General features: G+C 40.7%; 17 protein-coding genes and 3 pseudogenes. 9 read left to right on the top strand and 11 right to left on the bottom strand.

The window, feature by feature from the left end:
- Positions 1-165: 165 nt before the first annotated feature.
- Positions 166-1,428 (bottom strand): N-acetylmuramoyl-L-alanine amidase, encoded by a 1,263-nt coding sequence (locus tag N6A79_RS04700; RefSeq protein ID WP_268547202.1) that lies wholly within the window; start codon positions 1,426-1,428, stop codon positions 166-168.
- Positions 1,429-2,265: 837 nt separating this feature from the next.
- On the opposite strand from N6A79_RS04700, the pseudogene N6A79_RS15875 reads away from it, so the two are divergent.
- Together N6A79_RS15875 and N6A79_RS04690 are read left to right on the top strand one after the other, a co-directional pair.
- Positions 2,266-4,042, top strand: a pseudogene (locus N6A79_RS15875) (Rne/Rng family ribonuclease); the annotation flags it as partial.
- Positions 4,043-5,222: 1,180 nt separating this feature from the next.
- Positions 5,223-5,570 (top strand): ADP-ribosylation/crystallin J1, encoded by a 348-nt coding sequence (locus N6A79_RS04690; RefSeq protein WP_182419135.1) that lies wholly within the window; start codon positions 5,223-5,225, stop codon positions 5,568-5,570.
- A 165-nt stretch (positions 5,571-5,735) separates the two neighbouring features.
- On the opposite strand, the gene N6A79_RS04685 is transcribed toward N6A79_RS04690, so the two are convergent.
- The 4 genes from N6A79_RS04685 to N6A79_RS04670 form a co-directional block, all read right to left on the bottom strand.
- The gene (locus N6A79_RS04685) at positions 5,736-9,167 is read right to left on the bottom strand and encodes an AsmA-like C-terminal domain-containing protein (RefSeq protein ID WP_268547200.1); all 3,432 of its coding nucleotides are present in this window, start codon (positions 9,165-9,167) and stop codon (positions 5,736-5,738) included.
- A gap of 330 nt (positions 9,168-9,497) precedes the next feature.
- The gene (locus N6A79_RS04680) at positions 9,498-10,133 is read right to left on the bottom strand and encodes a hypothetical protein (protein WP_268547199.1); all 636 of its coding nucleotides are present in this window, start codon (positions 10,131-10,133) and stop codon (positions 9,498-9,500) included.
- Between the two features lie 326 nt (positions 10,134-10,459).
- On the bottom strand, positions 10,460-11,869 hold the full coding sequence (gene glnA, locus N6A79_RS04675) for a type I glutamate--ammonia ligase (protein WP_182419132.1): 1,410 nt from the start codon (positions 11,867-11,869) through the stop codon (positions 10,460-10,462).
- A 104-nt stretch (positions 11,870-11,973) separates the two neighbouring features.
- Positions 11,974-12,312: a P-II family nitrogen regulator gene (locus N6A79_RS04670; protein WP_182419131.1), complete on the bottom strand. Its 339-nt coding sequence runs from the start codon at positions 12,310-12,312 to the stop codon at positions 11,974-11,976.
- A 233-nt stretch (positions 12,313-12,545) separates the two neighbouring features.
- Between N6A79_RS04670 and N6A79_RS04665 the strand changes: the two genes are divergently transcribed.
- From N6A79_RS04665 to rpsR, 3 genes are all read left to right on the top strand, one after another.
- Positions 12,546-14,075, top strand: a complete 1,530-nt coding sequence (locus tag N6A79_RS04665; protein ID WP_268547198.1) for an NAD(P)H-hydrate dehydratase — start codon at positions 12,546-12,548, stop codon at positions 14,073-14,075.
- 318 nt (positions 14,076-14,393) lie between these two features.
- Positions 14,394-14,792: a 30S ribosomal protein S6 gene (gene rpsF / locus N6A79_RS04660; protein WP_182419129.1), complete on the top strand. Its 399-nt coding sequence runs from the start codon at positions 14,394-14,396 to the stop codon at positions 14,790-14,792.
- Positions 14,792-15,040, top strand: coding sequence for a 30S ribosomal protein S18 (rpsR, locus tag N6A79_RS04655; RefSeq protein WP_182419128.1), 249 nt, complete (start codon positions 14,792-14,794; stop codon positions 15,038-15,040). The genes rpsF and rpsR overlap by 1 nt, the downstream gene beginning before the upstream one ends.
- Positions 15,041-15,315: 275 nt before the next feature.
- On the opposite strand, the gene N6A79_RS04650 is transcribed toward rpsR, so the two are convergent.
- Positions 15,316-15,624 (bottom strand): hypothetical protein, encoded by a 309-nt coding sequence (locus tag N6A79_RS04650; RefSeq protein WP_268547197.1) that lies wholly within the window; start codon positions 15,622-15,624, stop codon positions 15,316-15,318.
- Between the two features lie 316 nt (positions 15,625-15,940).
- On the opposite strand from N6A79_RS04650, the gene N6A79_RS04645 reads away from it, so the two are divergent.
- From N6A79_RS04645 to N6A79_RS04635, 3 genes are all read left to right on the top strand, one after another.
- Positions 15,941-16,264: a hypothetical protein gene (locus N6A79_RS04645; protein WP_268547196.1), complete on the top strand. Its 324-nt coding sequence runs from the start codon at positions 15,941-15,943 to the stop codon at positions 16,262-16,264.
- Positions 16,265-16,294: 30 nt separating this feature from the next.
- Entirely contained in the window at positions 16,295-16,867 is a 573-nt protein-coding gene (rplI, locus tag N6A79_RS04640) for a 50S ribosomal protein L9 (protein WP_182419125.1), read from the top strand.
- A 363-nt stretch (positions 16,868-17,230) separates the two neighbouring features.
- Entirely contained in the window at positions 17,231-18,463 is a 1,233-nt protein-coding gene (locus N6A79_RS04635; RefSeq protein WP_268547195.1) for an SAM-dependent methyltransferase, read from the top strand.
- Here N6A79_RS04635 and N6A79_RS04630 read toward each other — a convergent pair.
- The 4 genes and pseudogenes from N6A79_RS04630 to N6A79_RS04615 form a co-directional block, all read right to left on the bottom strand.
- Positions 18,452-19,195 carry an SDR family NAD(P)-dependent oxidoreductase gene (locus N6A79_RS04630; RefSeq protein WP_268547194.1) on the bottom strand — a complete coding sequence of 248 codons (744 nt, stop codon included), beginning with the start codon at positions 19,193-19,195 and terminating at the stop codon, positions 18,452-18,454. The genes N6A79_RS04635 and N6A79_RS04630 overlap by 12 nt on opposite strands.
- A gap of 27 nt (positions 19,196-19,222) precedes the next feature.
- Positions 19,223-20,770, bottom strand: coding sequence for an amidophosphoribosyltransferase (gene purF / locus N6A79_RS04625; RefSeq protein ID WP_268547193.1), 1,548 nt, complete (start codon positions 20,768-20,770; stop codon positions 19,223-19,225).
- Positions 20,771-20,852: 82 nt separating this feature from the next.
- The gene (locus N6A79_RS04620; RefSeq protein WP_268547192.1) at positions 20,853-21,431 is read right to left on the bottom strand and encodes a CvpA family protein; all 579 of its coding nucleotides are present in this window, start codon (positions 21,429-21,431) and stop codon (positions 20,853-20,855) included.
- A 327-nt stretch (positions 21,432-21,758) separates the two neighbouring features.
- A pseudogene (locus tag N6A79_RS04615) lies at positions 21,759-22,352 on the bottom strand (IS1595 family transposase).
- A 50-nt stretch (positions 22,353-22,402) separates the two neighbouring features.
- Here N6A79_RS04615 and N6A79_RS04610 point away from each other — a divergent pair.
- Positions 22,403-23,061, top strand: a pseudogene (locus N6A79_RS04610) (IS1595 family transposase).
- A 158-nt stretch (positions 23,062-23,219) separates the two neighbouring features.
- Here N6A79_RS04610 and radA read toward each other — a convergent pair.
- Entirely contained in the window at positions 23,220-24,620 is a 1,401-nt protein-coding gene (radA, locus tag N6A79_RS04605; RefSeq protein ID WP_182419120.1) for a DNA repair protein RadA, read from the bottom strand.
- Positions 24,621-24,668: the final 48 nt, after the last annotated feature.

Here is a 24,668-nt window from a genome sequence, read left to right as displayed (position 1 = left end):
CGTTTTATTTTTGGCAGCAAGAAAGATATTATCTACCTGTTTTTAGTAATAAAAGCATGTTAAATCAAACTACTATTATTTTACATGACTTTAACAAATTAACAATTCCAATAAAAATACTTATCGATACAATAGGAAGTCGCTTTTCACTCCAAAACGAAAATATTATGGCAATGCCTTTTGCATTCGCATTTGAGCATATTTTTCAATCGCATTACTAATAATATGCGCCATATTATTGCGCCAAACAGGATCAGAGATAAGCTTCTCATCATCAGCATTTGAAAGATAACCAAGTTCAATTAACACTGAAGGTATATCAGGCGCTTTTAGCACCATAAAGCCTGCATATCGGTGTGGATTATTAATAACACGTATTTGCCCTTCATTAAGGGATGAAATAACCCGATCAGCAAATTTTGATGAAAAGCCATCAGTTTCGCGCCGTGTCAAATCAATCAATATATCGGCAACTTCCGGCGGCTCATCGGGTGGCAATTCACCTAATAAGTCGGCTTTATTTTCATTCTCAGCCACGGCTTTAGCCAAGGAATCTGAAGCATTATCAGATAAAGTATAAACTGTTGCCCCCCGAATATCAGGCAAATGGATAGAATCGGCATGGATCGATATGAAAAGATTAGCTGCATTGCTACGTGCCAATTGGACACGCTCGCCAAGGCGTAAAAACGTGTCATCATCACGGGTTAGAACCACTTTAAATTGTTTTTTTTCAAGAACATCTTTCAGTGCCTTAGCAAAGGCCAAAGTCACACTTTTTTCTTCAATACCACTAACACCAATTGCACCAGTATCAAAACCACCATGCCCCGCATCAATAACAATTGTAAACTCATCATTCTTTACGTTTATAGCCATTTTATCAGGCTTATTGTGATCAAGATTTTCAGGGTTTGTACGCCGCAATTGCTCAAATTTTCGCGTGTGTTCTATTGACTTATCAAAATCCTGGTCAGGCACGGCTTTTATATCAATGATAAGTTGCCAAATATTTTCATTTAACGATTCAACATCAACTCGCTCAATAGCAAAGGCCGTTTTCATGGCAAAAACCATGCGCGACTGCGTTGGGTTTATTGCACCATAGCGCAATTCTTTTACCATACCGCGTATGTCTACTGCTTTAAGCGGCATCAAAAAATCAGCTTTGGGTAAATCAACAACTAATCTTGGCTGTTTATCTAAGAGCATAAGGCGGTAATTAGGTTTCTCATTTAAAACAGTAACAATTCTTAATCGATTATTGTCACCAGTAAGCCGCGTGCTTAAAACTTTAAATGACGCAGAATTGCTACCATCGACCTCACTCGCTGCTGCTAAACTATGATTAATGACGACACAAAATATTGCCAATTGCAGAAAAATAAAGATTAAGCTTTTTGAAAACCAATTTTTTGATAAAATCATTATTCTGTAACCAATAACTTTGAGCATGACATATTATGCTTACCGACCATAAGGCGGGCTGGCAAAAAATCGCAATTAAATATTTTCAATTAAAATATCGCTAGATTAAGACCTGTATGATATGTTTTCATATTTTTTTTACCGTAAGATTGCAAGGGGTTTTAGTCAAATTTCATGGGCTATGTATCCCCCAATAAGGTTAGATTTCAAAGTAAGGAAACAAATAATTTAATTAATTCATAATATTCTAAAAGATATAAATCTTGTTTCAATTGACGGATTTTGCTTGCAAGATTGCTTTCTAAGCAATAGAACAAAAATGCTGAATTTTGTGATATGAGGTATCAACAGGCATCCATGCGATGGATATATTGCCAAATGCCCGTAATAAGCAGAATATTAGCATGAGGATGAACTACAAACTCAACCGGCTTTGTCAATCTTGACATGTAAGATTTGAGTTTTTGTTTCAACCTAGATTTAATTATTTATTTGGGTGCGTTAGTGTGACAGGCTAAATTAATCCCATAAATCAGTTTATACATTTTTACCGCTTAAGCTGAAGAGCTTTTGTAAAAATGAACTATAATAAAGTTTCGCTGATCCGATATTCGGATTATAGTATAATCGTTTTGCCAGGAGCCGTTATGGTTCATTCAGAACGGATGAGAAAAGAGAAAATGACCGATAGACTTGCCTTAGGGCAACTCTATGTCGCACGTCATTGCTCCGGTCCGGTAAAACCTGAATTTGCAAGCCAATATGAAGTGACCGTAACGCGCAGCATTTTTCTGCTGATCGCGCAGGTTAGAAATTTGGTTTGTTGGAATTTGCAATATGTCAAACAACAAAATGCTTATAGATGCCTCCCACCCGGAGGAAACACGGGTTGTCGTCACACGCGGTAACCGGATTGAAGAATTCGATTTTGAATCGGACCATAAAAAGCAACTGAAAGGCAATATTTATCTTGCCCGAGTGACGCGCGTTGAGCCGTCCTTGCAAGCTGCCTTTGTCGAATATGGTGGCAATCGCCATGGCTTTTTAGCGTTTTCAGAAATCCATCCTGATTATTACCAAATTCCCGAAGCTGACCGCCAAGCTTTGCTTGAAGCTGAAGAACTTGCCGCCAAACAAGAGCAAGACGCAGAAGAGGCAGCTAAGGCCAATAATCGCAATGGCAAAAACACTCGCAACAACCGCAAAACTCAATCGGCGGCAGCAGATAGCGACATTATCGCAGAAGATAATGATGAAAATGACATAAATATTGAAACAGATAACAATGATGACCAAGAGCTTGAAAGCGATGATAGCGATAATAATGAGGACATTATTGAATCTGTCGGCGCAGAGGATGCATTAGAAGAGCTTCCAACACTGCAAAAGGCCTATAAACGCGATTATAAAATACAAGAAGTCATTAAAAGACGCCAAATCCTGCTTGTACAGGTCGTCAAAGAAGAGCGCGGCAATAAAGGAGCTGCTTTAACCACCTATCTTTCTCTTGCTGGTCGCTATTCTGTTTTAATGCCTAATACAGCGCGTGGTGGTGGCATCTCACGCAAAATTACAAATATTAATGATCGCAAACGCCTCAAAGACATCGTCAAAGAACTCGATGTACCAAAAGGCATGGGTATTATCTTGCGTACAGCAGGAGCTAATCGTACCAAGGTTGAAGTTAAACGCGATTATGAATATCTTATGCGTCTTTGGGAAAATGTTCGTACACTTACACTAACTTCAATTGCCCCTGCCCTTGTTTATGAAGAAGGTAGCCTTATTAAACGGTCAATTCGTGATCTTTACAATAAAGATATCGAAGAAATTCAGGTTGCAGGCGAACGCGGTTATCGTGAAGCAAAAGACTTCATGCGTATGCTTATGCCAAGCCATGCCAAAGCAGTTCAACCCTATCGCGAATTAACCCCGATTTTTGCGCGAAACGGCATTGAAACCCAACTTGACCGTATGTTGCAACCAGAGGTAACATTAAAATCTGGCGGTTATCTCGTTTTAAACCAAACCGAAGCTTTGGTTGCAATTGACGTGAATTCTGGCCGCTCGACCAAAGAACATTCGGTTGAAGAAACCGCCGTTCAAACCAATCTTGAAGCTGCCGAAGAAATTGCCCGTCAATTACGTCTGCGCGACTTGGCTGGTCTTGTTGTCATCGATTTTATCGATATGGAAGACAAGCGCAACATCCGTTCAGTTGAAAAAAAGCTTAAGGATTGCCTAAAAGACGACCGCGCCCGTATTCAAGTGGGTCGCATTTCACATTTTGGTCTTATGGAAATGAGCCGCCAGCGTATTCGTGCATCAGTGCTTGAAAGCACCATGCAGGTTTGTCCGCACTGCGCTGGAACTGGCTATGTGCGCTCGCAATCATCGGTGGCCTTACATGTTATGCGCTCAATCGAAGAATATTTATTGCGTAATGGTCAAAATAATATCATCGTTCGCACTCCAGTTAGCACCGCACTTTATGTGTTAAACCATAAACGCAAACTACTTTCTGATCTTGAATTGCGTTTTGGCTTAACAATTAGTATTGAAGCAGATGAAACCGTTGGTGCCCAGCATTTAGCAATTGATAAAGGTACGCCTGCAGAAGGCACACCAGCCGTTATCATGCCAATAACTCCAATCTTCGAAGAAGAGGAAATCTATGAAGATATCCCTGAAGTCGAAGAGGAAGAAGAGGTTGTAACGGTTAACGAGCCACAAAACGACAATAAACGACGCAAAAATAAGAAAAAGCGTGGCAATAATGACCGCAGACAAGAGGCTAATGGTGATAGCGTAACAAGCGATCTAAGCGAAGAAGAGCGCAACCGCCGGCGCAGACGTCGTGGTCGCCGTGGTGGACGCCGTAACCGTGACCATTATGATAATGATCGTAAGCGCTTGCCTTTTGCTGAACCAGTAGGGCCATTTGCACAAGCAGCTCTTGCTGAAATACGTCAAAGCCGTCGCAACCGCTTCCTTCCTGCAGCTGAGCCCGTTGGCTTTTTCCCTAAAGCGGCTGCCGCAAATGGCAACGTAAATGCTAAGCAAAATGGTATCCAAAAAATTGCCATTACGACACCACAAACCACTTCGCAAGCAAAAAACAATGGCGAACAAAAGCCAAATAGCCGTGGTCGGGGACGTGGGCGCCAAACAGCAAGGAACAAGAACCAAGCAGTTGAGGCTGCAACCAATAATTTAGCTGTAGTATCGAACGAAAATGCTGCGCAAAACAAAATTATCCCTAATGCAGAACCGGTTGGCCCCTTCACTAAGGTGGAAACAACCACTCAAGTTGTGGCTGAAAAACTAGCGGTAAAAGCTAAACGAAAAGCACCGGCAAAGCCAAAAACCGCCACACCACGACGCTCTAAAGCTACCAAAACAGATACTGCGGTGGAAGCAACAGTGAGTGAAGCAGCTTCGATAAGTGATGTTGTTGTGCCTGACACCAAAGACAGCGAAGTTAAAGCCGACACAGCAAAGCCACGCACACGCCGTAAACGCAAAGCTGATGATATTAGCAGTCATAATACTGAGATTATCGAAAATAATGAAACTGCAACAGCAAAAGAAACAGAAATAACCGTTTCCTCATCGCAAGATGGCGACAAGCCGAAGCGAGGCGGTTGGTGGCAGAAAAAAGGCTTCTTTTGAACGCTAGAGTAATGACCAAATAGCTTGATTGACCAATTGGCATTGACCTAAAAACCTTTTTATAGTTTATTGCCCGCCATATATATAAATATATGGCGGGTATTTTTATAAGGGATCACATTATGACAGTTGAAACAGTTACTCTTTGGCGTCCAGTTGGCCCAGAAGAATTAAAACTTATTGAGCAAACAGATATGACCGCCTTTCCAGCACGTTTGCCTGACCAACCGATATTCTACCCAGTTTTGAGCGAAGATTATGCAATTAAAATTGCACGTGATTGGAATGTTGCGCGCAGCGGCTCAGGCTTTGTAACCCGCATGGAGGTTGATAAGGCTTTTCTTGATCAATATGATATTCAAGTTGCTGGCGGCAATGCCCATCAAGAATATTGGATTCCTGCTGAAGAGCTTGATGCATTCAATGCTGCAATTATTGGAAAAATTGAAGTTACCCACGAATTTCGCTAAATTTTTAAGGTTTTAAATTAGCCTTTAAGGCAACAGAGGAAAGCCTAATTAAATAAGCAGTTAACGCAGTGCAGGCGCATCATTTTTATAAGATAGATTTTTAAGGAATGCTTTATTGCAAAGCGATCTACTGTATCTGAACAAAGTTTTTATTTTATAAAAATGTTATTGCTGTTTATATTCAAATATCTGCCTAAAAATACCCGGCGCAATGGCCGAAATTGGATTCACAGTTACTTTGGGTTCGCGCGCCTTACCATCAATTTTAAAGGTAATACCAATAAGCCCACGATCGCGGCCATTGCCCAAGATTGTGCCTAGAACCGGCACATCGCCGAAAACACGGTTAATACCATAGGCTGGCATAAAGGTACCTGTCATAGACATATTACCTGATGCGTCATAGACAATACCTTGAAAGGTCGCGCCAATTGTTTGACCACGGATAACGCCGCCATCAATCACCAAAAAACTATCCCCCTTGCCAATTTGCGCCGAAGCCGTCTCAATAACAGCCACAGAAACATCAAGCTTACCATCCACGGCTTGATTAAGGCTCTTACCGCCACTATGCGGTGTTGAAGACACTAAAGATGCAAGACGTGGCTCATTAACAATTTGAAAATCTTGCACGTTAACAGGCCCTTTTAAAGTTCCATCGGTGCCAGATTTTAACGATAATTGCAAAATACCGCCGCGAACCTTATCATAAAAATCCATGAAACGTAAAAGCCCTCCGGCATTAGCTGCATTAACAGCAATGTCACGGCTATTATTATTACGCGTAATTTTAGCGGTAATTGATTTATTATCACCAGTCAAAGCATTAAAAATGACATCTTCACTGGATGAGCCACGCCGAACCATTTTAAGTTTTACATTACTCAAAGTTTCGTCATAAAAACCACTAAGACTATCAATATCGGCAACAAGATCAAGACTATCATTAGACTTAGCTTGCCCTTGGTTTTGACTTCCGCTAACCATTTTTACTAAGGCACGCGCATCAAGTTTTTTGCCATTTGCCACGATACGATAACCATTATTCGTTTTGCGTAAAGTCAACCCCAAACTGTCACCACGATTGAGATTGGCTCTTGATAGATCCGCAGACTGCAATGCACCATTTTGAATGAGTATATTGCCGGCAATCATAAAACTATTACCCTTCAAGCTAAAATTATGAAGTTCAATAGTTTTAACATTGCCACCACCATTCTTGAATGAAAATTGCACTTCGCCAGCAATCCCTTTACCCTTGGTCCAACTGACCCATGGCAAACGAATTTCGGCATTAGAAACATCAGCTTTTACCGGACGAGCGCCCTCTACGGGCGCCCCGATTTCTAATGCAACAGTTCCTGAGACAATGGAATTCAGACCTGGCATCAGCTTTTTTCGAATATCGTCTGTCAATTGAATACGAATAGTTTCACTGGGTATGATATCAGAAGGCCCCATAGGGCGGTACAAGTTTATATTAGCTGGAATTCCATTTAGATTGGCATCGGCAATGATGGTGATGTCACTTTTATTGAGTTTTGCCGTGCCTTTAGCCTGCGTAATAAGAATATTTCCATCAAGCGGACTTAAAAGCGATAATTTGTCAAATAATAACTCACTTGACCAATCAATGAGAGATTTATCAGGGCGCGGCATTAATGGAAAACGAATTTTCAACAATCCAGAAACGTCACCGCTAACCTCTTCAGCCTTAAATGGAACCTTATCCTTAGCATTTATTGGATCCAGGCTAACCAATCTTACAACATCGCTAACCTTACCTTTAAAACGCGCTGAAGCATCTGCAAAAACCTTAATATTAGGCCGCCATGGAATGACAAAATAACCTTCACTTAACACAATCTGGTTTTCTTTATTATCTATATAAGATATTGCACTATCCATAAATATTTCTGTCGTAGTACCTTTAATAACAACACGTCCTGCGCCTTGGCGCAAGGGCGGCAAATCACCAACTAATAAAGTTGATACTCTTTCAAAATCCCCCTCAAGAATAAGTTCTTTCTCGCTTAACACTGGTGGCACACCACCGGGTACAAATATGCCTTGCGGAAAATTAATTTTTAAATTGGCATTTTTGACCTCGCCACCTGCAACGTGACTTACTACCCATCGACGCGCGCCGGGCGACAAATTAATTGGCCATATCTGCTTTATTTCATCGCTCGGCATTTGCGGCATAGAAAACTCAAGCAGCGTTTGTGGTGATCCGACACCAAATTGCAAACTTCCGCGCCCGTCGATTTTACCATTCTTGGTTTCAAGTAATAGTTGGGAAAAATCAACAAAGGCACGTTTTGCGAAAAAGCGACCTTTAATCTCTCCGTTAAAATCAAGGCGTGCTGCCTTTACATCGTCTGGTTTGACTGCACCATCATTCATAACAAGGTTAAATGCGTATACACCTTGTTCACCACTCATCGAGATCGATTGCACACCACCTTTTAATGGCAAGTAGAGCGAACCAAGAATTAACTCTGAAGGCAAAATAGCAATCTGTCCATCACCGCTTTTATACGCCAGATTTATTTCACCACTTGTTGCAATATCATTGTCTTGAGCAATATCGGTTCCAGTTTCACCTAAGCTCAAAGTCAATCCCAATTGTGTAGTATTATTAGTTGTTAAGGCGCCTTGCAAAGCAAGGTTGACTTTTCCTCGGCTACGAAAATAATTATTATTTGGTCGTCCATCCGCAAATATACGAGCAACATTATCATCGGCGCCAAGATGGAAAGGAAAATCTTTCATAGAAATCACAAAGCTATCAGCAGCACCAGAAGCAGAAGTATTAACCGTTGCTTCTAGCGCTATTTTTTGATCTTTCCACGTTAGACTTCCTGTTGCTAAAATATAATTATTCTCATATTGTAGCGATAATTCATCTATGTAAAACGTCTTTTGCACCGCATCGCTACCAAAATGCACGGACACATTGCGAATAACCACCAAATGGGTTTCTTGGCTCTTTAAAGCTGAAAAAACCCCATCGAATGCCTTAAATAAAGCAAAAGAAATAGTATCAAAATCTATATTCCCCGATGTATCCTGCGGTAATTTATCTAAAAAATTACCATCCTTGGATGCTGGCATGTGGATGCTGCTATCAGCAATTTCAAATTGCGCTACCTTTATATTACCTTTTAAAAGCGGTGCAGTCGCAAGACCAAGGCGTAAAATACCAATTTTATCAATCTCTACACCACCTTTAACATTGGTTAACCCAACATTATGTGCCTCAAGTGCCAAATGATAGCTTTCATCAAAGGAAAGCGAGGCATCATCTATCTTAGTCTCGGCAACATTTATTAATTTACCTTGCAACGCCGCTTCCATTTTTTGCGCCAGCATATTGCCGCTGATACCAACCTTAAGTAAGATGGCAAGCAATATGCTAAAAAGCACAAGTAAAATAAAGCTATAAATCAAACAACGCTTAGCTAATAGAAAACAAAAAGGCACAATCCGCCTCTCGCGGATTTTAATACCATCTGATTGCATAGACGAAGGAAAGTGATGTAATTTTTTGATACTTCGCTTAGAAAAGCGAATTTTCTTGTGTTTCTTAGTCAAGGTAAATCCATCGCCCCCGTTTTTGCATTTCAAATCCCGCATAAAATCATACAATTTAAATCAGCATTATAATTTGAAACTATGATTTGGCACTATTATCTTGCTGTTGCCAAGCTATCAATTGCACTTAATCTACGCTCTAAGTAATGAAACGCAATGACTGCAGCTACATTTATTTTGCTTAAACAAGGCAGTGATTGCAACCAATTCATTTTATATATGATTTAAAATAAAGATTAAACAGCAAATAAATTAATGCATTAAGACATTACCCTAATGCATTATTTTTAAAGCCATATTAACAATTGGAACACAAAATAAATAAGTTAATTATTTAGCGTCAACAATTACGGGCTTACGTAATTGAGCTTTTTCTATACCAGGAAATGCGCGTTGATAAACGAGTAATTGCATTGGATTATCGGCTGATAAAATATACCATTTGCCTTCGTCAAGAACTGCAATAACATCTGAGGTTATTTTTTGTCGCTTTAGCTCATATGCATTTGTATCTGATATAGATGCGCTTTGCTTTTTAACTTTCAACTCAACTACAGTTGTTGAAGGTATGATGAAAAAAGGCTCTCCATCTTTTTTCTCTTGTTTTTCCCTAGCTGTAACATCAAGTGTTCCAGCTTTTTTATTTTTGAGATCAACATCCCAACTTATAACTTTTGCTATTTCCGTAAAAGAAGTAATATCACGCTTGATATTTTCCTTCACTTTAGCTTCATCAAGCGCAACACCATCAATGGGTTTAGAAATTTCTGTCAAAATTTTAATCACACGAGGGGGAATACCGGCAATTAGGTCATCGACATTTTTATTCATTGTCGCCTGACGGTAATTTGCAGCAACCTCATTTAAAGACTTTAACTCACTCTGAGTTGCCTCGCGGGCGGACGCAATATTGGTTAAAACAATACTTGCAAGAAAGCTTGCAGCTACTAGTTTCTTAAATTTCATTTTTTCCTGCCATATTCTCTTGCAAATTTTTATTGGCACAGTTTTAATGCATTTATCATTTTTGCATTTTAACTTTACCAATAACAAAGCATGCATATCTTCTTTTGACCAATTATTAACCCGATATTGATTGATATAAAACGAATAAATCAAAAAAAAGGCATATTGAATAGTTATATTCAATATGCCTAAACAGTTTGCAACAAATTTTAAAGAAATGTTACAGTTGAAGTTATATTTTCAAACTTTTTAGATCAAACAATGGTTAAAGTTTAAAATCTAATCCATTGTTTATATTAATTAAAAATCCAACAAACCAAGATCAATTAGACAGAATAATACATATCAAACTCAACTGGATGCGGAGTCATTTCATAACGCATATTTTCTTGCATCTTAAGAGCGATAAATGAATTGATCATTTCATCATCAAATACATCGCCAGCCTTAAGGAATGCGCGGTCCTTATCAAGTGATTCAAGCGCTTCACGAAGACTACCGCAAACCGTTGGAATTTCTTTAAGTTCTGCAGGAGGTAGATCATAAAGATCCTTATCCATCGCTTGACCTGGATGGATTTTGTTTTTGATACCATCAAGCCCAGCCATGACGAGAGCTGCAAAAGCAAGATATGGATTTGCTGTTGGATCAGGGAAACGAACTTCAACACGCTTGGAAGCAGGTGAAGAACCAAAAGGAATACGGCAAGAAGCAGAACGGTTGCGTGCTGAATAAGCAAGCAATACAGGAGCTTCATAGCCCGGAACCAAACGCTTATAAGAATTGGTTGATGGATTTGTAAAGGCATTAACTGCCTTGGCGTGCTTGATTACACCACCGATAAAGAATAGGCAGCTTTCAGAAAGACCAGCATATTCGTTACCAGCAAAAGTTGGCTTGCCATCTTTCCAGATTGATAAATGCACATGCATACCTGAACCATTATCACCAAAAATTGGCTTTGGCATAAAGGTTGCTGTTTTGCCATAGGCATTAGCTACCTGATGGACAACATATTTGAACATTTGCATTTTATCAGCTTCGCGCACCAAAGTGTCAAATTTAATGCCAAGTTCATGCTGTGCAGCTGCAACTTCATGGTGATGTTTTTCAACAACAACGCCCATATCGGTCAAAACACTCAACATTTCTGAACGCATATCTTGACATGAATCAATTGGCGGCACGGGGAAATAGCCACCTTTAACGCGCGGGCGATGAGCAAGATTGCCAGTTTCAAATTCTGAATCATCATTTGATGGCAATTCATTAGAATCCAAACGGAAACCAGTATTATATGGATCAGCCTTAAAACGCACATCATCAAAGATGAAAAATTCAGCTTCGGGACCTACAAAAATTGTATCGCCAATACCAAGCGACTTCAAATAGGCTTCCGCCTTTTTAGCGATAGAGCGTGGATCGCGATTATAAGCTTCACCAGAAATTGGATCTAAAATATCGCACATGATAACTAAGGTTGACTGCGCAAAGAACGGATCCATATGGGCAGTTTCAGGATCTGGCATCAATACCATGTCTGATTCATTGATTGCCTTCCAACCGGCAATTGATGAACCATCAAACATCACACCGTCAGCGAACATATCTTCATCAACCTGTGAAATATCCATGGTTACATGGTGCATTTTACCTTTTGGATCAGTAAAACGAAGATCAACAAAGCGAATATCATGATCTTTAATCTGCTTTAGAATATCATTTGCAGTTGTCATATTAACTTCCCTTATAAAAACGACAAATCCCAATTTGGAAATCTGCTAACCATAAGCCATCCTAACAAAATATTTTCTGCTCGGGTAGCTTTAGAAAATAAAATTTAAATAGCATCAACGCCTGATTCACCAGTGCGGATGCGGATCACCTCTTCGATGGACGAGACAAAAATCTTACCATCACCGATACGGCCTGTTTGAGCCGCCTTACGGATTGCTTCAATTGCTGGTTCAACAGTTTCATCAGCAACAATAACTTCAACTTTCACCTTTGGCAAAAAATCGACAACATATTCAGCACCGCGATAAAGCTCTGTATGCCCTTTTTGACGGCCAAAACCCTTAGCTTCGATGACAGTTATTCCCTGCAAGCCAACTTCCTGTAGGGCTTCCTTGACCTCATCAAGCTTAAATGGCTTAATAATTGCTTCAATCTTTTTCATATTTGAAAGGCCTCCATTTAAAAATCCACCCTAGGGTTTCTGATATTCTATTCATGCATGAACCATGCCAATTGCAAATTCAACATAAAAAATTTATATTTTTGTTGAAATCGCGTTAAAATAGCACTTTATAACACTATAAGCTAAATTCAAACCTTGAAAATGAGTCTATACTGTAAAGCAGCACATCGCTTAAATTTTAGGCACAACCTACAAAAAAGAGGCACTAGCATATGAAGGACCACAACATAACGGATAGTTTTTTGTTGAATCCGCAAGAAATGGCACAGGCAGATAGCTTGACCATTAAGAATGGTGGCCTATCTGGCTACCAATTAATGCTTAACGCTGGCCTTGCAGTTGCAGATACATTATTAAAACAGTTTCCTGATACCAAAAAAGTGGCGATCCTTTGTGGACCAGGCAATAATGGCGGAGATGGCTATGTTGCTGCTGCAGTGATAAAGCGACGCGGATTGGAAGCGACTTGTTTTACAGATACGGAGCCGCGCCCACAAAGCGATGCGCAAACGGCTGCCAGTAATTTTCAAGGATCAATCAAGCCAATAGCTGAATTTAATCCTGATGAATTCGATGTTATTGTAGACGGTCTTTATGGCGCAGGACTTGACCGCCCCATCAGCGGCAATGACGCGGATCTTATTAACCTTGCCAATAATAGCGGCAAGCCAATTGTTGCGGTGGATTTGCCATCGGGGATTTCTGGACTTAGGGGCGACATACTGGGGGTTGCAATTAAAGCACAGTTAACTGTGACTTTTTTTCGCATGAAGCCGGGCCACCTGCTCTATCCAGGCAAATCTTTGGCAGGCAAGGTGATTTGCGCCGATATAGGCATAAATTACAAAGTATTAGATGAGATAAAACCCAAAACCATGGTTAATATTCCATTCATTTGGAAAGATAAGCTTCCCATCCCCGACCATAATAGTCATAAATATAGCCGCGGCCACTGTGCCGTTTTTTCTGGCCCCTCAACCAGTACTGGCGCAGGACGCCTAGCCGCCCATGCTAGCGCAAGAGCGGGCGCAGGTGCTGTTACCTTACTTTCGCAATCAAGCGCACTTTTAGTAAATGCTGTACAGCTCACATCAGTGATGCTGCATATTTATGATAGAATTGAAGATATCATTGAATTTATGCATGACCGCAAGGTAAAAGCGGCGGTGCTTGGACCGGGCTTCGGCGATCGAATGCGTGCAAGAGATATTGCACTTGAGCTTATTATAACCCAGAGCCTTGATGCGCTTGTACTTGATGCTGACGGTATTACAGCCTTTACCGAAATATCACAGCGATTATTTAGCTCTATTGAGCGCTCGACAACAAAAGTCATATTAACTCCCCATGAAGGCGAATTTAAAAAGCTCTTCCCCGAAATTGCGCGCAATAAATTCTTGTCACGCCTAGAAAAAGCACAAATGGCTGCAGAGCAATCAAAAGCGGTAATTCTTTTCAAAGGCGCCGATAGCGTGATTGCCGCGCCTGATGGCCGCGCAGCCATTAACACCAACGCACCAGCCTATCTTGCAACCGCAGGATCGGGCGATGTCCTTGCTGGCCTATGCGGCGGCTTTGTGGCTCAAGGTATGCCAGCTTTTGAAGCTGCCTGTGCCGCCACATATCTTCATAGTGAGGCAGCATCCATTTTTGGACCAGGACTCATAGCAGAAGATCTCATTGACACATTGCCTCAAGCCTTACGCTGGTTACTGCAACCTGAAATGGCGATTACCATTTAAGTGTTAGCCTAGCCAATAGGTTAAAATAAGTTTTATGCACTTTGCAAACTGTTTAAATTGGATAAATATGCTTTATACTCTTGCTTTTTGACTAAAAAACATTTAAGCACAGCCTCGTCTACCCGAGGCTATTGGCTGGGGGCTGAACGGAGGGCTAACAGGTTTTACCTTTAGCTTTAAAAAATATTTTTAAATCCTCCCGTGTCTCCGCTCTCGAACGTCTCACCGTGCGTCCTTTCTTCATCTTTCAAAAGAATAGAGAAGTCGCAGAGGCTTTGCGCCAGTATATCGGGTATTAATCGAAGAAAGGCAAAGCAAATGGCTCTTTATGAACATGTGTTCCTTGCCCGACAGGATGTTGCTCCACAGCAAGTAGATCAGCTTGTAGAAACCTACAAAGGCGTGATTGAAGCAAATGGTGGCAAAGTCGGGCGTATCGAAAATTGGGGTATCCGTCCCCTAACCTATCGCATTCGCAAGAATCGCCGTGCATATTTTGCATGCATCAACATTGATGCACCTGCAGCAGCTATTGCTGAAATGGAGCGTCAAATGCGTATCAATGAAGACATTTTGCGCTTCATGACTATTCGCGTTGAAGCACACGAAGAAGGGCAATCAGCAATGTTGTCTCGCCGTGATCGCGATGATGAGCGTCCACGTCGCGGCCGTCGTCCACGCGACAATGATGAAAACTTTGGTGAAGGAGAAGAATAATGGTTGATATTAATCAGATCCCTAGCCGTCGTCCTTTCCATCGTCGTCGTAAGACATGCCCTTTCTTAGGTGCCAATGCTCCAAAGATTGACTATAAGGACATTAAGCTTTTGCAGCGTTATATTTCAGAACGTGGTAAAATCGTTCCTTCACGTATCACCGCTGTAAGCCAGAAGAAGCAACGTGAACTTGCTCGCGCTATTAAGCGTGCTCGTTTCCTTGGCCTTCTTCCTTACGTTGTAAAGTAAGTAGATTTTTTGAAAGGCAGGAGCTACTTCTGCCTTTCAAAATTAACAATAAACACTTTATTTTTAACTATGATAGCTTTTTAAAGTTTTTTATAAACTATAAAAGTGAAAATAGTTGGTTGGGGTAATGCCTCTAACTGCCATAATCTTGCAAAATATAAATAATGCAAGATTTTATAAAAAGCAGGACAGCAAGAAATGCAACGCAATATATCTTTTCATAAATTTATAATTTTAGGTGCCATCATTGCAGGTGGGTCTAATGTGTTGTCATTTTATTTAGCTAATCTGTCTTTTCTCCCATTTATTTTTAAGGTTTTAGCAGCAACATCCATTGCCAGTGTTTCACTTGCACTTGGAATACGAGGCGCCTTTTTAAGCGCTGTGCTTGCCATAGTGTTTTCATGCATTATCCAACCTGTTGAAGCCGCGCTATATTTTAGTATTGTAACTATTTTTCCTGCATTCTTAATCGGCACTATTTTGAATATTGTGACCGTTGATAAAGAAACGACTGAGGCAAGATGGCTGCCACTTTCATCAATTTTATTTAATCTTTGCGTCATCAGTGTAATAACTGTCATTTTATTCGCTATTTATGTAAACTCTACCACTTCAATACAGCTGTTTTCACCAGAATCATTTGCTTCAACTAAAAAACTAATGGATGAAAATATTAAATCACTATTTTCCCAAATTTTTGTAGATGAAGTAACACGAAATCAGATGCTAGAATTTTACAACCTAAACTTCAATAAGTTGGCGATTTTTACTGTTGCATCAGAAACAATTACTAGCGTATTTATTACAATATTGCTTTGTATCTATATTTCTACAAATATTGTAACAGCACAGCATTTAAGTCCAAGGCCTCTATCATTTTGGCCAAAGGACTTAACTATGCCAGCAATGGCAATACCGCTTTGGTTTATTGCCATTATTTCAACAAGTCTTGTTGGCTCAAACTATACTGCCTTTATGTGCGCAATCTCGATTTGTTTTGCATTTACGTTAGGTTTTGTTGCTAGCGGCATTGCCTTTATTCACCAAATTACATTAGGAAAATTATGGCGGTTTGCCGTTCTTGTGCCGACCTATTTTCTTTTATTTAGTGGTGTTTTTACGGCACTCATTTTTATTATTCTCGTTTTTCTTGGTCTTGCGTCATCAGTTACGCAAGCCAGAGATAATTTATACCAACAACCCAAAAATCCATCAAATTAAAACTTCAATTCCAACCTTAAGGATATTATTATGAAAGTAATTCTTCTAGAACGCATCGCCCGCCTTGGTCAAATGGGTGATATTGTTACCGTTAAAGACGGTTTTGCGCGTAACTTCCTTTTGCCAAAAGGCAAAGCACTTCGCGCTAATGATGCTAACCAATCATATTTTGATAGCAAGCGTGCACAGCTTGAAGCTCATAACCTTGAGCGTAAAAGCGAAGCTGATCAAATTGCAGCTAAGCTTGAAGGCAAAAGCTTCATCGCTATTCGTCAAGCTAGTGAAACAGGCCAACTTTATGGTTCAGTATCAACTCGTGATATCGCTGAAGCAATCACAGCTGATGGCTTCACTATTGTTCGTACACAGGTTGAGCTTGCACACCCAATCAAGACCATCGGCCTTCATACTGTAACCTTAGCCTTGCATCCTGAAGTTACTACAACTGTAACAGTTAATGTTGCTCGTTCAGCTGATGAAGCAGAGCGTCAAGCTAAGGGTGAAGATCTTTCTGCAATTGATCGCGATGAATACAAACTTCCACCAGTTGAAGAAGATGAAGACGATGCTGACTTCACTGACGAAGATGAAGATCAAGCTTAATAAGCTTTTATAAATAGTTACATTTATTACTTCTAATAAATGTAATGCACGCTTATAGCTTATAATATAGCGTGATAAACAAAAAATGATCACACCCGGCTGTAAAGCTGGGTGTTTTTTATTTTAATTCTTAAAAATTTCACTAAATATATAATAATAGAAAGGCATAAAGCTGTTTGATGATTAAGATAGCCGCGTAGTAGGTTTTATTATGTTTTCAACTCATGTTGCAGTTTAATAAATCTACCTACCAAAATATGACTACCCAATAGGTTCCCATGGGCATCTATGAACTGATAGTATTTATGCGACGATATTCCATGCCATAACTATTCTTAGCAGTGCTTTAGGTAGGTGAAAATAATGTTTGGGCTTTTAACAACTGTTCTTAAACACCTTATTAAAAAAGGGAATTTTCTTGTAACCGACGCAAGCGGTAAGGTTTTTCACTTTGGTGATCAGCATGGCCCCCTTATTCATGTGCGCATAAATCACACAAAATGGGAAAAAGAAATTGCCTTTGACCCAGCATTAAAATTTGGTGAAGCTTATATGAATAGCGGCTTTGATTTTCTAGAAGGCGATATTTATGGGCTATTAGAACTTATATTTAGCAATGCAGGAGCAAGCGCAGAAAACGAACCTTGGATGCGGATTTTAAACGCTGTGCGCACCAGTACTAAACGCTTAATGCAAATGAATAATCTGAAGCGCTCTAGCGGCAATATACGCCAGCATTATGACTTATCAGGCCAGCTTTATGATTTATTCTTAGATTCAGATAAGCAATATTCCTGCGCCTATTTTGAAACTCCAGATTCTACTCTTGAGGAAGCCCAACTTGCCAAAAAGCGCCATCTTGCAGCTAAACTATCAATTAAAGAAGGTGAACGCCTTTTGGATATAGGTTGCGGTTGGGGCGGTCTTAGCCTTTATATGGCACGTTTTTTAAAGGCAGATGTAACAGGTGTTACACTTTCCCATGAACAACATTTAGTTGCGACCCAACGCGCCAAAGATCAAGGGCTTGAACAACAATGCCGGTTTCTTCTACAAGACTATCGCTTAATTAAAGAACAATTTGATAAAATAGTATCAGTTGGAATGTTCGAGCATGTTGGCATTGGCCATTATAAAGAATATTTTTCTCATGTAAAACGCATACTAAAGCCTGATGGTGTTTTTGTTCTTCATTCTATTGGTCGCAACGGTATTCCGGGAACAACAAATCCATTTATTCGCAAATATATTTTTCCTGGCGGTTACATCCCTGCCCTTTCTGAAGTCATTCCCATTATTGAAAAGAGCGGACTGGTTATTACCGATATTGAAATATTGCGCTTGCATTATGCTGATACTTTAAAAGCATGGCGCGAGCGATTTTTAAGCGAGCGTGATAAAGCCAAAGCTTTATATGATGAACGCTTTTGCCGCATGTGGGAATTCTATCTTGCAGCATCAGAATCGGCTTTTCGTTGGCAAAACATGATGGTTTTCCATATTCAGCTTGCCCATAGGCAAGATGCTGTACCAATTACCCGTGATTATATTGCAAAAGAGGAAAACCGCCTGCGTAATATTGATTTAATCGGGTAGATGATAATCAACAAACCGATTACGCCGCACATCGAATAGCCGGCCGTGATCATTTAAATCTGGTGCAACAAGCGGTATCATTGAGCTTGCAACCTCAGCGGCGGTTGGCAATGTTAACGGATCCTCCCCCGGCATTGCTTTAGCACGCATATCGGTTCGGGTTGCGCCAGGATTAACAAGGTTTATACGTAAATTTGTTTGACGCATTTCATCGGCCCAAGCACGGCCAAGTACTTCAAGCGCCGCCTTACTAGCACCATAGGCTCCCCAAAAAGCACGAACCCGATGAGCGGCACCTGACGACATTAAAATTGCTCTACCAGCCATAGCTTCTCTTAACAAAGGCTCTGTGGAACGAATAAGCCGCCATTGACTGGTGACATTGATGGCCATGATCTTATCAAACTCACTCGCTTCAATATGGGCAACCGGTGAAATCGGTCCTAATATGCCAGCATTTGCCAGTAATATATCAAGATAACCCCATCGTTCAAAAATCGATGCACCAAGCCGATCAATACCATCCATATCGCTAAGATCAAGCGGTACAAGTGTTGTTGTACCGCCTAATGCCTGAACCTCGTCGTCAAGCTCTTCCAAACCGCCAACGGTTCTTGCTACGGCAATAATATGACATTGCCGTTTAGCAAGCTCGAGGCAAAAAGCTTTGCCAATACCGCGTGATGCACCGGTTACCAATGCTACCTTGCCACCAAGTGAAAAATCTTGCACACTATTCTCCCTTTTTGGCAAATAAAATTATCGGCTGGTTCGCAACACAGATAATTTATGGACATTGTCACTGCTATGCTCATCGGCCAAATAGGTTGGATAATCACCGGTAAAATAATGATCAGTAAATTGTGGATTGGCGTTATTGCGTGGCTCGCCGCCTACCGCACGGTAAAGACCATCAATTGACAAAAACTCTAACGAGTCAACACCAATATAATCACTCATGGATTTTAAATCAGGATATTGATTGGCGAGAAGCTTGGATGCTTCTGGGGTATCTATACCATAAAAATCGGGATAAAAAATCATTGGGCTAGCAACACGAATATGCACTTCACTCGCGCCTGCATCGCGCAGCATTTGTACAATTTTAATCGAGGTTGTACCGCGCACAATAGAATCGTCAACTAAGATAACCCGCTTGCCTTCAATAACAGCGCGATTGGCTGAATGTTTCAATTTAACGCCAAAAGCGCGGATCTGCTGAGTAGGCTCAATAAAGGTACGACCAACATAATGGTTACGAATAATGCCAAGCTCAAACGGTATGCCACTTGCTTGTGCATAGCCAATAGCTGCAGGAGTTCCGCCATCGGGTACAGGGACTACAACATCGCCATCGCAAGGCGCTTCTTTGGCAAGATTAACTCCCATATTTTTGCGCGTAGAATAAACATTGCGTCCACCAACAACAGAATCAGGGCGAGCAAAATAGACATACTCAAATAGGCATAAGCGCTCTGGCTTTGGATTTTCTGGCGCAATCACCGTTGTTGAAATAGTGCCATCCTTTTGCACCTCGCAAATAATGACTTCACCATTTTTGACATCACGAATGAATTTAGCCCCAATAATATCAAGAGCGCAGGTTTCCGAACAGAAAATCGGCTTGCCATCAAGCTCACCCATAACGAGGGGACGAATACCCAAAGGGTCACGTGCTGCAATAAGTTTAGTACGCGTTAATGCTAGAATAGCATAACCACCCTCAACCTGCCGAATAGCATCAACGAAACGGTCGGATGAAGACGCTTGTTGTGAACGCGCAATCAAATGCAAAACAACTTCGGTATCGGATGTTGATTGGCAAATTGCACCTGATGCAATCAGTTTACGGCGCAGTGTAAGACCATTGGTAAAATTACCATTATGGGCAATAGCAATGCCGCCTACTTCCAATTCAGCAAATAGCGGCTGAACATTGCGCAATACAGTTTCGCCGGTTGTGGAATAACGCACATGGCCAATAGCCATATTACCGGGCAAGCGTGCTAACATTGCTGGATCAGTATAATGATCACCAACAAGCCCCATCTGCTTTTCAGAATAAAAAGCCGCGCCATCATATGAAACAATGCCTGCCGCTTCTTGGCCGCGATGTTGCAAAGCATGTAACCCTAAAGCTGTCAGGGTTGCTGCATCTTCATGCCCTAAAATACCAAAAACACCACATTCTTCATGAAGGGTATCTCCGTCAACCTCCAATTGAAATTGGTCTAAATCAACTTTATTTGGGGAAGTATTATTTTGAGATGTGGTGTATTGAGAAAAGTCATTGAAAGAGGTTTTCATTCGCCAATGTGCCTTCGCAGCTATTTCCAAAACAGATATATAGCATGCTAAGCATCATTCTTAAATATGCGATGTAAAAAAATTACTCAACTGGCTGACCTGCTTCGCCATTATTCAACAAATCATTTGGTTCTGGTTGTTGTGATGGCTTAATGCGATCAGCCATACCCCATATTTTAGTCGAGGCCTCTTCCAATGTATCACGCAATTTATTGGCAACAGAATCAATAGCTGGCTTGGTTTTAGCATCCCTGATCCAATCAACCTGATCGGCAGGTTTCACTAAACTGTTTAAAAAGATCATTGCAACAGCCAAGATAAGAACGCCACGAGCGAGCCCAAAAATAAAACCTAGCGTGCGATCAAGTGCGCCTATCCGGCTATCAACAATCACATCGGCAATTTTCATGGTAAATATTGAAATGATAAAAAGGAACACTAAAAACAGCACAACAATAGTTACCGCAATTGCTACCGTTTTATTTGAGAAATATGGAGACGTAAATTCAAGTGCATATTCATAAAGAAAGAATGTTGCGGCAGCTGCTAACACCCATGATAGTAAGGACAAAATTTCGCGTGAGAACCCACGTATGGTGGCAAGAAATGCCGACAACAAAACAACGACAACAACAATAATGTCAAGCAAAGTAACGGGCATTAATTTTTCCTAATTTTAAATTTAACTTATTTATAACCACACCTATAACATTTTCAGTCATAGGATTGCTATTGTTTAACTACTTTCCTAAAACCCTATTGGCTTTCAAAAAATATAAAAACAAAAATAATATTACAATTTGTAATCGCTTTTAGTTATCCTTTAGGATAAGCAGTCCGTCAATCATTCCAACGAGAAGGAACAATTTCTTAAATGGAATAAGATTCATCAATGGCATAGGCAAATTAAAAAAATCTTTAACTTTGCTGTAAAAAGCAAATATGCCACATTTTTTTGGATAATAAATGGGGCTGTCCTAGATAATTGTTATAAACTATCTCTTACTAATTGTTTTAAAAGGAAAAATTGAAATTTTGGGTCGCTGTTGTTAAAACGCCATTCACATTCTTTCAAAAATAGATAAAAATGCTCTCGAGGAATGCCATTAAATTTACGTAAATGGCGCTTGGCTTGGTTCCCAAAATTCTCAATTCCATTGATATGATTGTGCTTAACTGCAAATAATTTGCTATGATTAATATCATAATGAGTAAACTCACTAACGTCAAGAACATCATAACTGCAATAAGTATCGGTATAAACTATGCTATCAGGTTTGACATGTTCCTTAATAATAGGAACTAAGTTGACGGCTCGAGTATTGGGAACTAGAACCGTATAAACCTTACCATCACGCTTTAAAAGCCCAAATACTGGTACTTTTCCCAAAGCTCCTCATCCACGCTTCCCCTTGCGCCTTCCTCCAAAATAAGATTCGTCAGCCTCAACTTCACCTTCAAACATTTCCAAATGATCACTATGAAGATAAATCAGACAACGAAGGCGATGAAAATAATAAGCAGCTGTTGTTTTGTTAACACCAACTAAGGCAGCTGCTGTTCTCGCTGTTGAGCCAGCTATAAATAATTCTAGGGGCTGACACCTGACTTTATATAAGTTAGGGTCTCTTTATGTATGTAAAGCATTGTAAACTAACAAGAAATAAGCAGTTAGAGCTTATGAAATACTTCATTGAGGGTTCAACCGCTAGAACAGCTGCTGATTTGGCTGGTATTCATCGCAATACAGCTGTACGCTTTTTTCATAAATTGCGATGTTCAATTGCCGTAAAACAACAGGAACGTGCGGAACAATTTGCGGGTGAAATCGAATTAGATGAAAGTTATTTTGGAGGTCATAGCAAAGGCATGCGCGGTCGAGGAGCTAGCCAAGTAAAGTTGCTGTCTTTGGTATTCTTAAGCGAGGTGGTCAAGTTTATACACAAATCATCTTGGATGCTAAAACAGATACGCTTATGCCTATAATCCGCCAGAAAATCGTACCTGACAGCATTGTTTATACAGATTGTTGGCGAGGATATAATGCGCTTGATGTTTCAGAATTTAAACATTTCCGCATTAATCATTCAATCTTATTTGCGAATGAAAAGAACCATATTAATGGCATTGAAAATTTTTGGAACCAAGCCAAACGACATATGAGAAAGTTTAACGGAGTTCCAAAAGAGCATTTCAATCTTTTCTTGAAAGAATGTGAATGGCGCTTTAATATCGGTACACCTAAACAGTTGCTAGATGATCTTAAAATCATCCTTAAATCACAATCTTAGGTGTCAGCCCCTAATTCTATAAGCTTGCATTGCTTATACCAACTTAAACGACTTTTTCTCATGGGCTAACCTTAGATAATTTACGTTATCTAGGACAGCCCCTAATAAATTATATTGAACGCCTTTATGCCTATGTTAGATATGCCATAACAAACAGGTTATTGATTATCACGGCCTGCCTTATTTTTTGCCAAAGCGATGCGCGCAACAAGGTCAGGAAGATTATCAAGTTCACGTATAGCAAAATCATTTTGGTTCATTTTTTCCTTACCAGCCTTCGGCAAAGTTGCACGTTTAAAGCCAAGTTTTTCAGCTTCCTTCAAGCGTTGCAAGGCATGTGCAACAGGGCGAATTGCGCCAGAAAGACTAATTTCACCAAAATAAACGCAATCAGCTGGCAATGCGACACCGGCAATTGACGAAACAAGAGCGGCGGCAACAGCTAAATCTGCAGCAGGCTCGCTGATACGATAGCCACCTGCAACATTTAAGTAGACATCATGACTACCAAAACGTACACCGCAATGCGCTTCAAGAACGGCTAAAATCATAGCCAAGCGGCTACTATCCCAACCAACGACGGCGCGGCGCGGTGTACCCAGCGAAGATGGTGCAACAAGCGCTTGAATTTCTACAAGAACGGGTCGCGTTCCCTCCATACCAGCGAACACAACTGCACCAGGTGCTTTTTCGTTACGCTCGCCCAAGAATAATTCAGATGGATTAGCAACTTCCCGCAAGCCTTTATCTGACATCTCAAACACGCCAATTTCATCCGTTGCACCAAAACGATTTTTAACCGTGCGCAAAATACGATAATGATGGCCGCCCTCACCTTCAAAATAAAGTACGCCATCAACCATATGTTCTACAACACGCGGACCGGCAATCTGACCATCTTTGGTGACATGTCCAACTAAAACAACCGCAGCCCCCGTTTGTTTTGCATAACGTATCATGCTTTGTGCGCCTATGCGCACTTGAGTCACCGTACCAGGGGACGAATCTGCGCCATCCGACCAAAGTGTCTGTATAGAATCTATGATAACCAAATCAGGCCTACGCGCCGTACTAAGGGTTGCCAGAATATCTTCAACATTGGTTTCAGCTGCCAATTGCACAGCTGAATCGGCAACACCCAGCCGCTGCGCACGCAACCTTATTTGAGCAATCGCTTCTTCACCCGACACATAAACAATATTATGGCCTTGGCGTGACAAAGCAGCGGCAGCTTGAGTTAAAAGTGTTGATTTGCCAATACCCGGATCGCCGCCCACCAAAAGAGCCGAACCACGAACAAAACCGCCACCGGTAACGCGATCAAGCTCAGCAATGCCCGAGCAAATACGCGGCGCATCTTCAATTTCACCAGAAAGATCAGTTAGCTGTACAGCGCGCCCCTTACGCGCGCTTGCCTTTGCAGGGCCAGAACCGATACCACCATTGGTCCCCTCTTCGACCAATGTATTCCACTCACCGCAAGCATCACACTTACCTGACCAGCGCGAATAGACTGTACCGCAATTTTGACAAATGAACTGAACCTTTGAACGCGCCATAAATCTTTACTAAAATCCTTTTTAATATAGCCTAATAAAGAGCAAAAT

Source organism: Bartonella sp. HY761, from assembly GCF_026743145.1.
Taxonomy (GTDB): domain Bacteria; phylum Pseudomonadota; class Alphaproteobacteria; order Rhizobiales; family Rhizobiaceae; genus HY038.
This window is presented reverse-complemented; position numbering and strand designations above follow the sequence as displayed.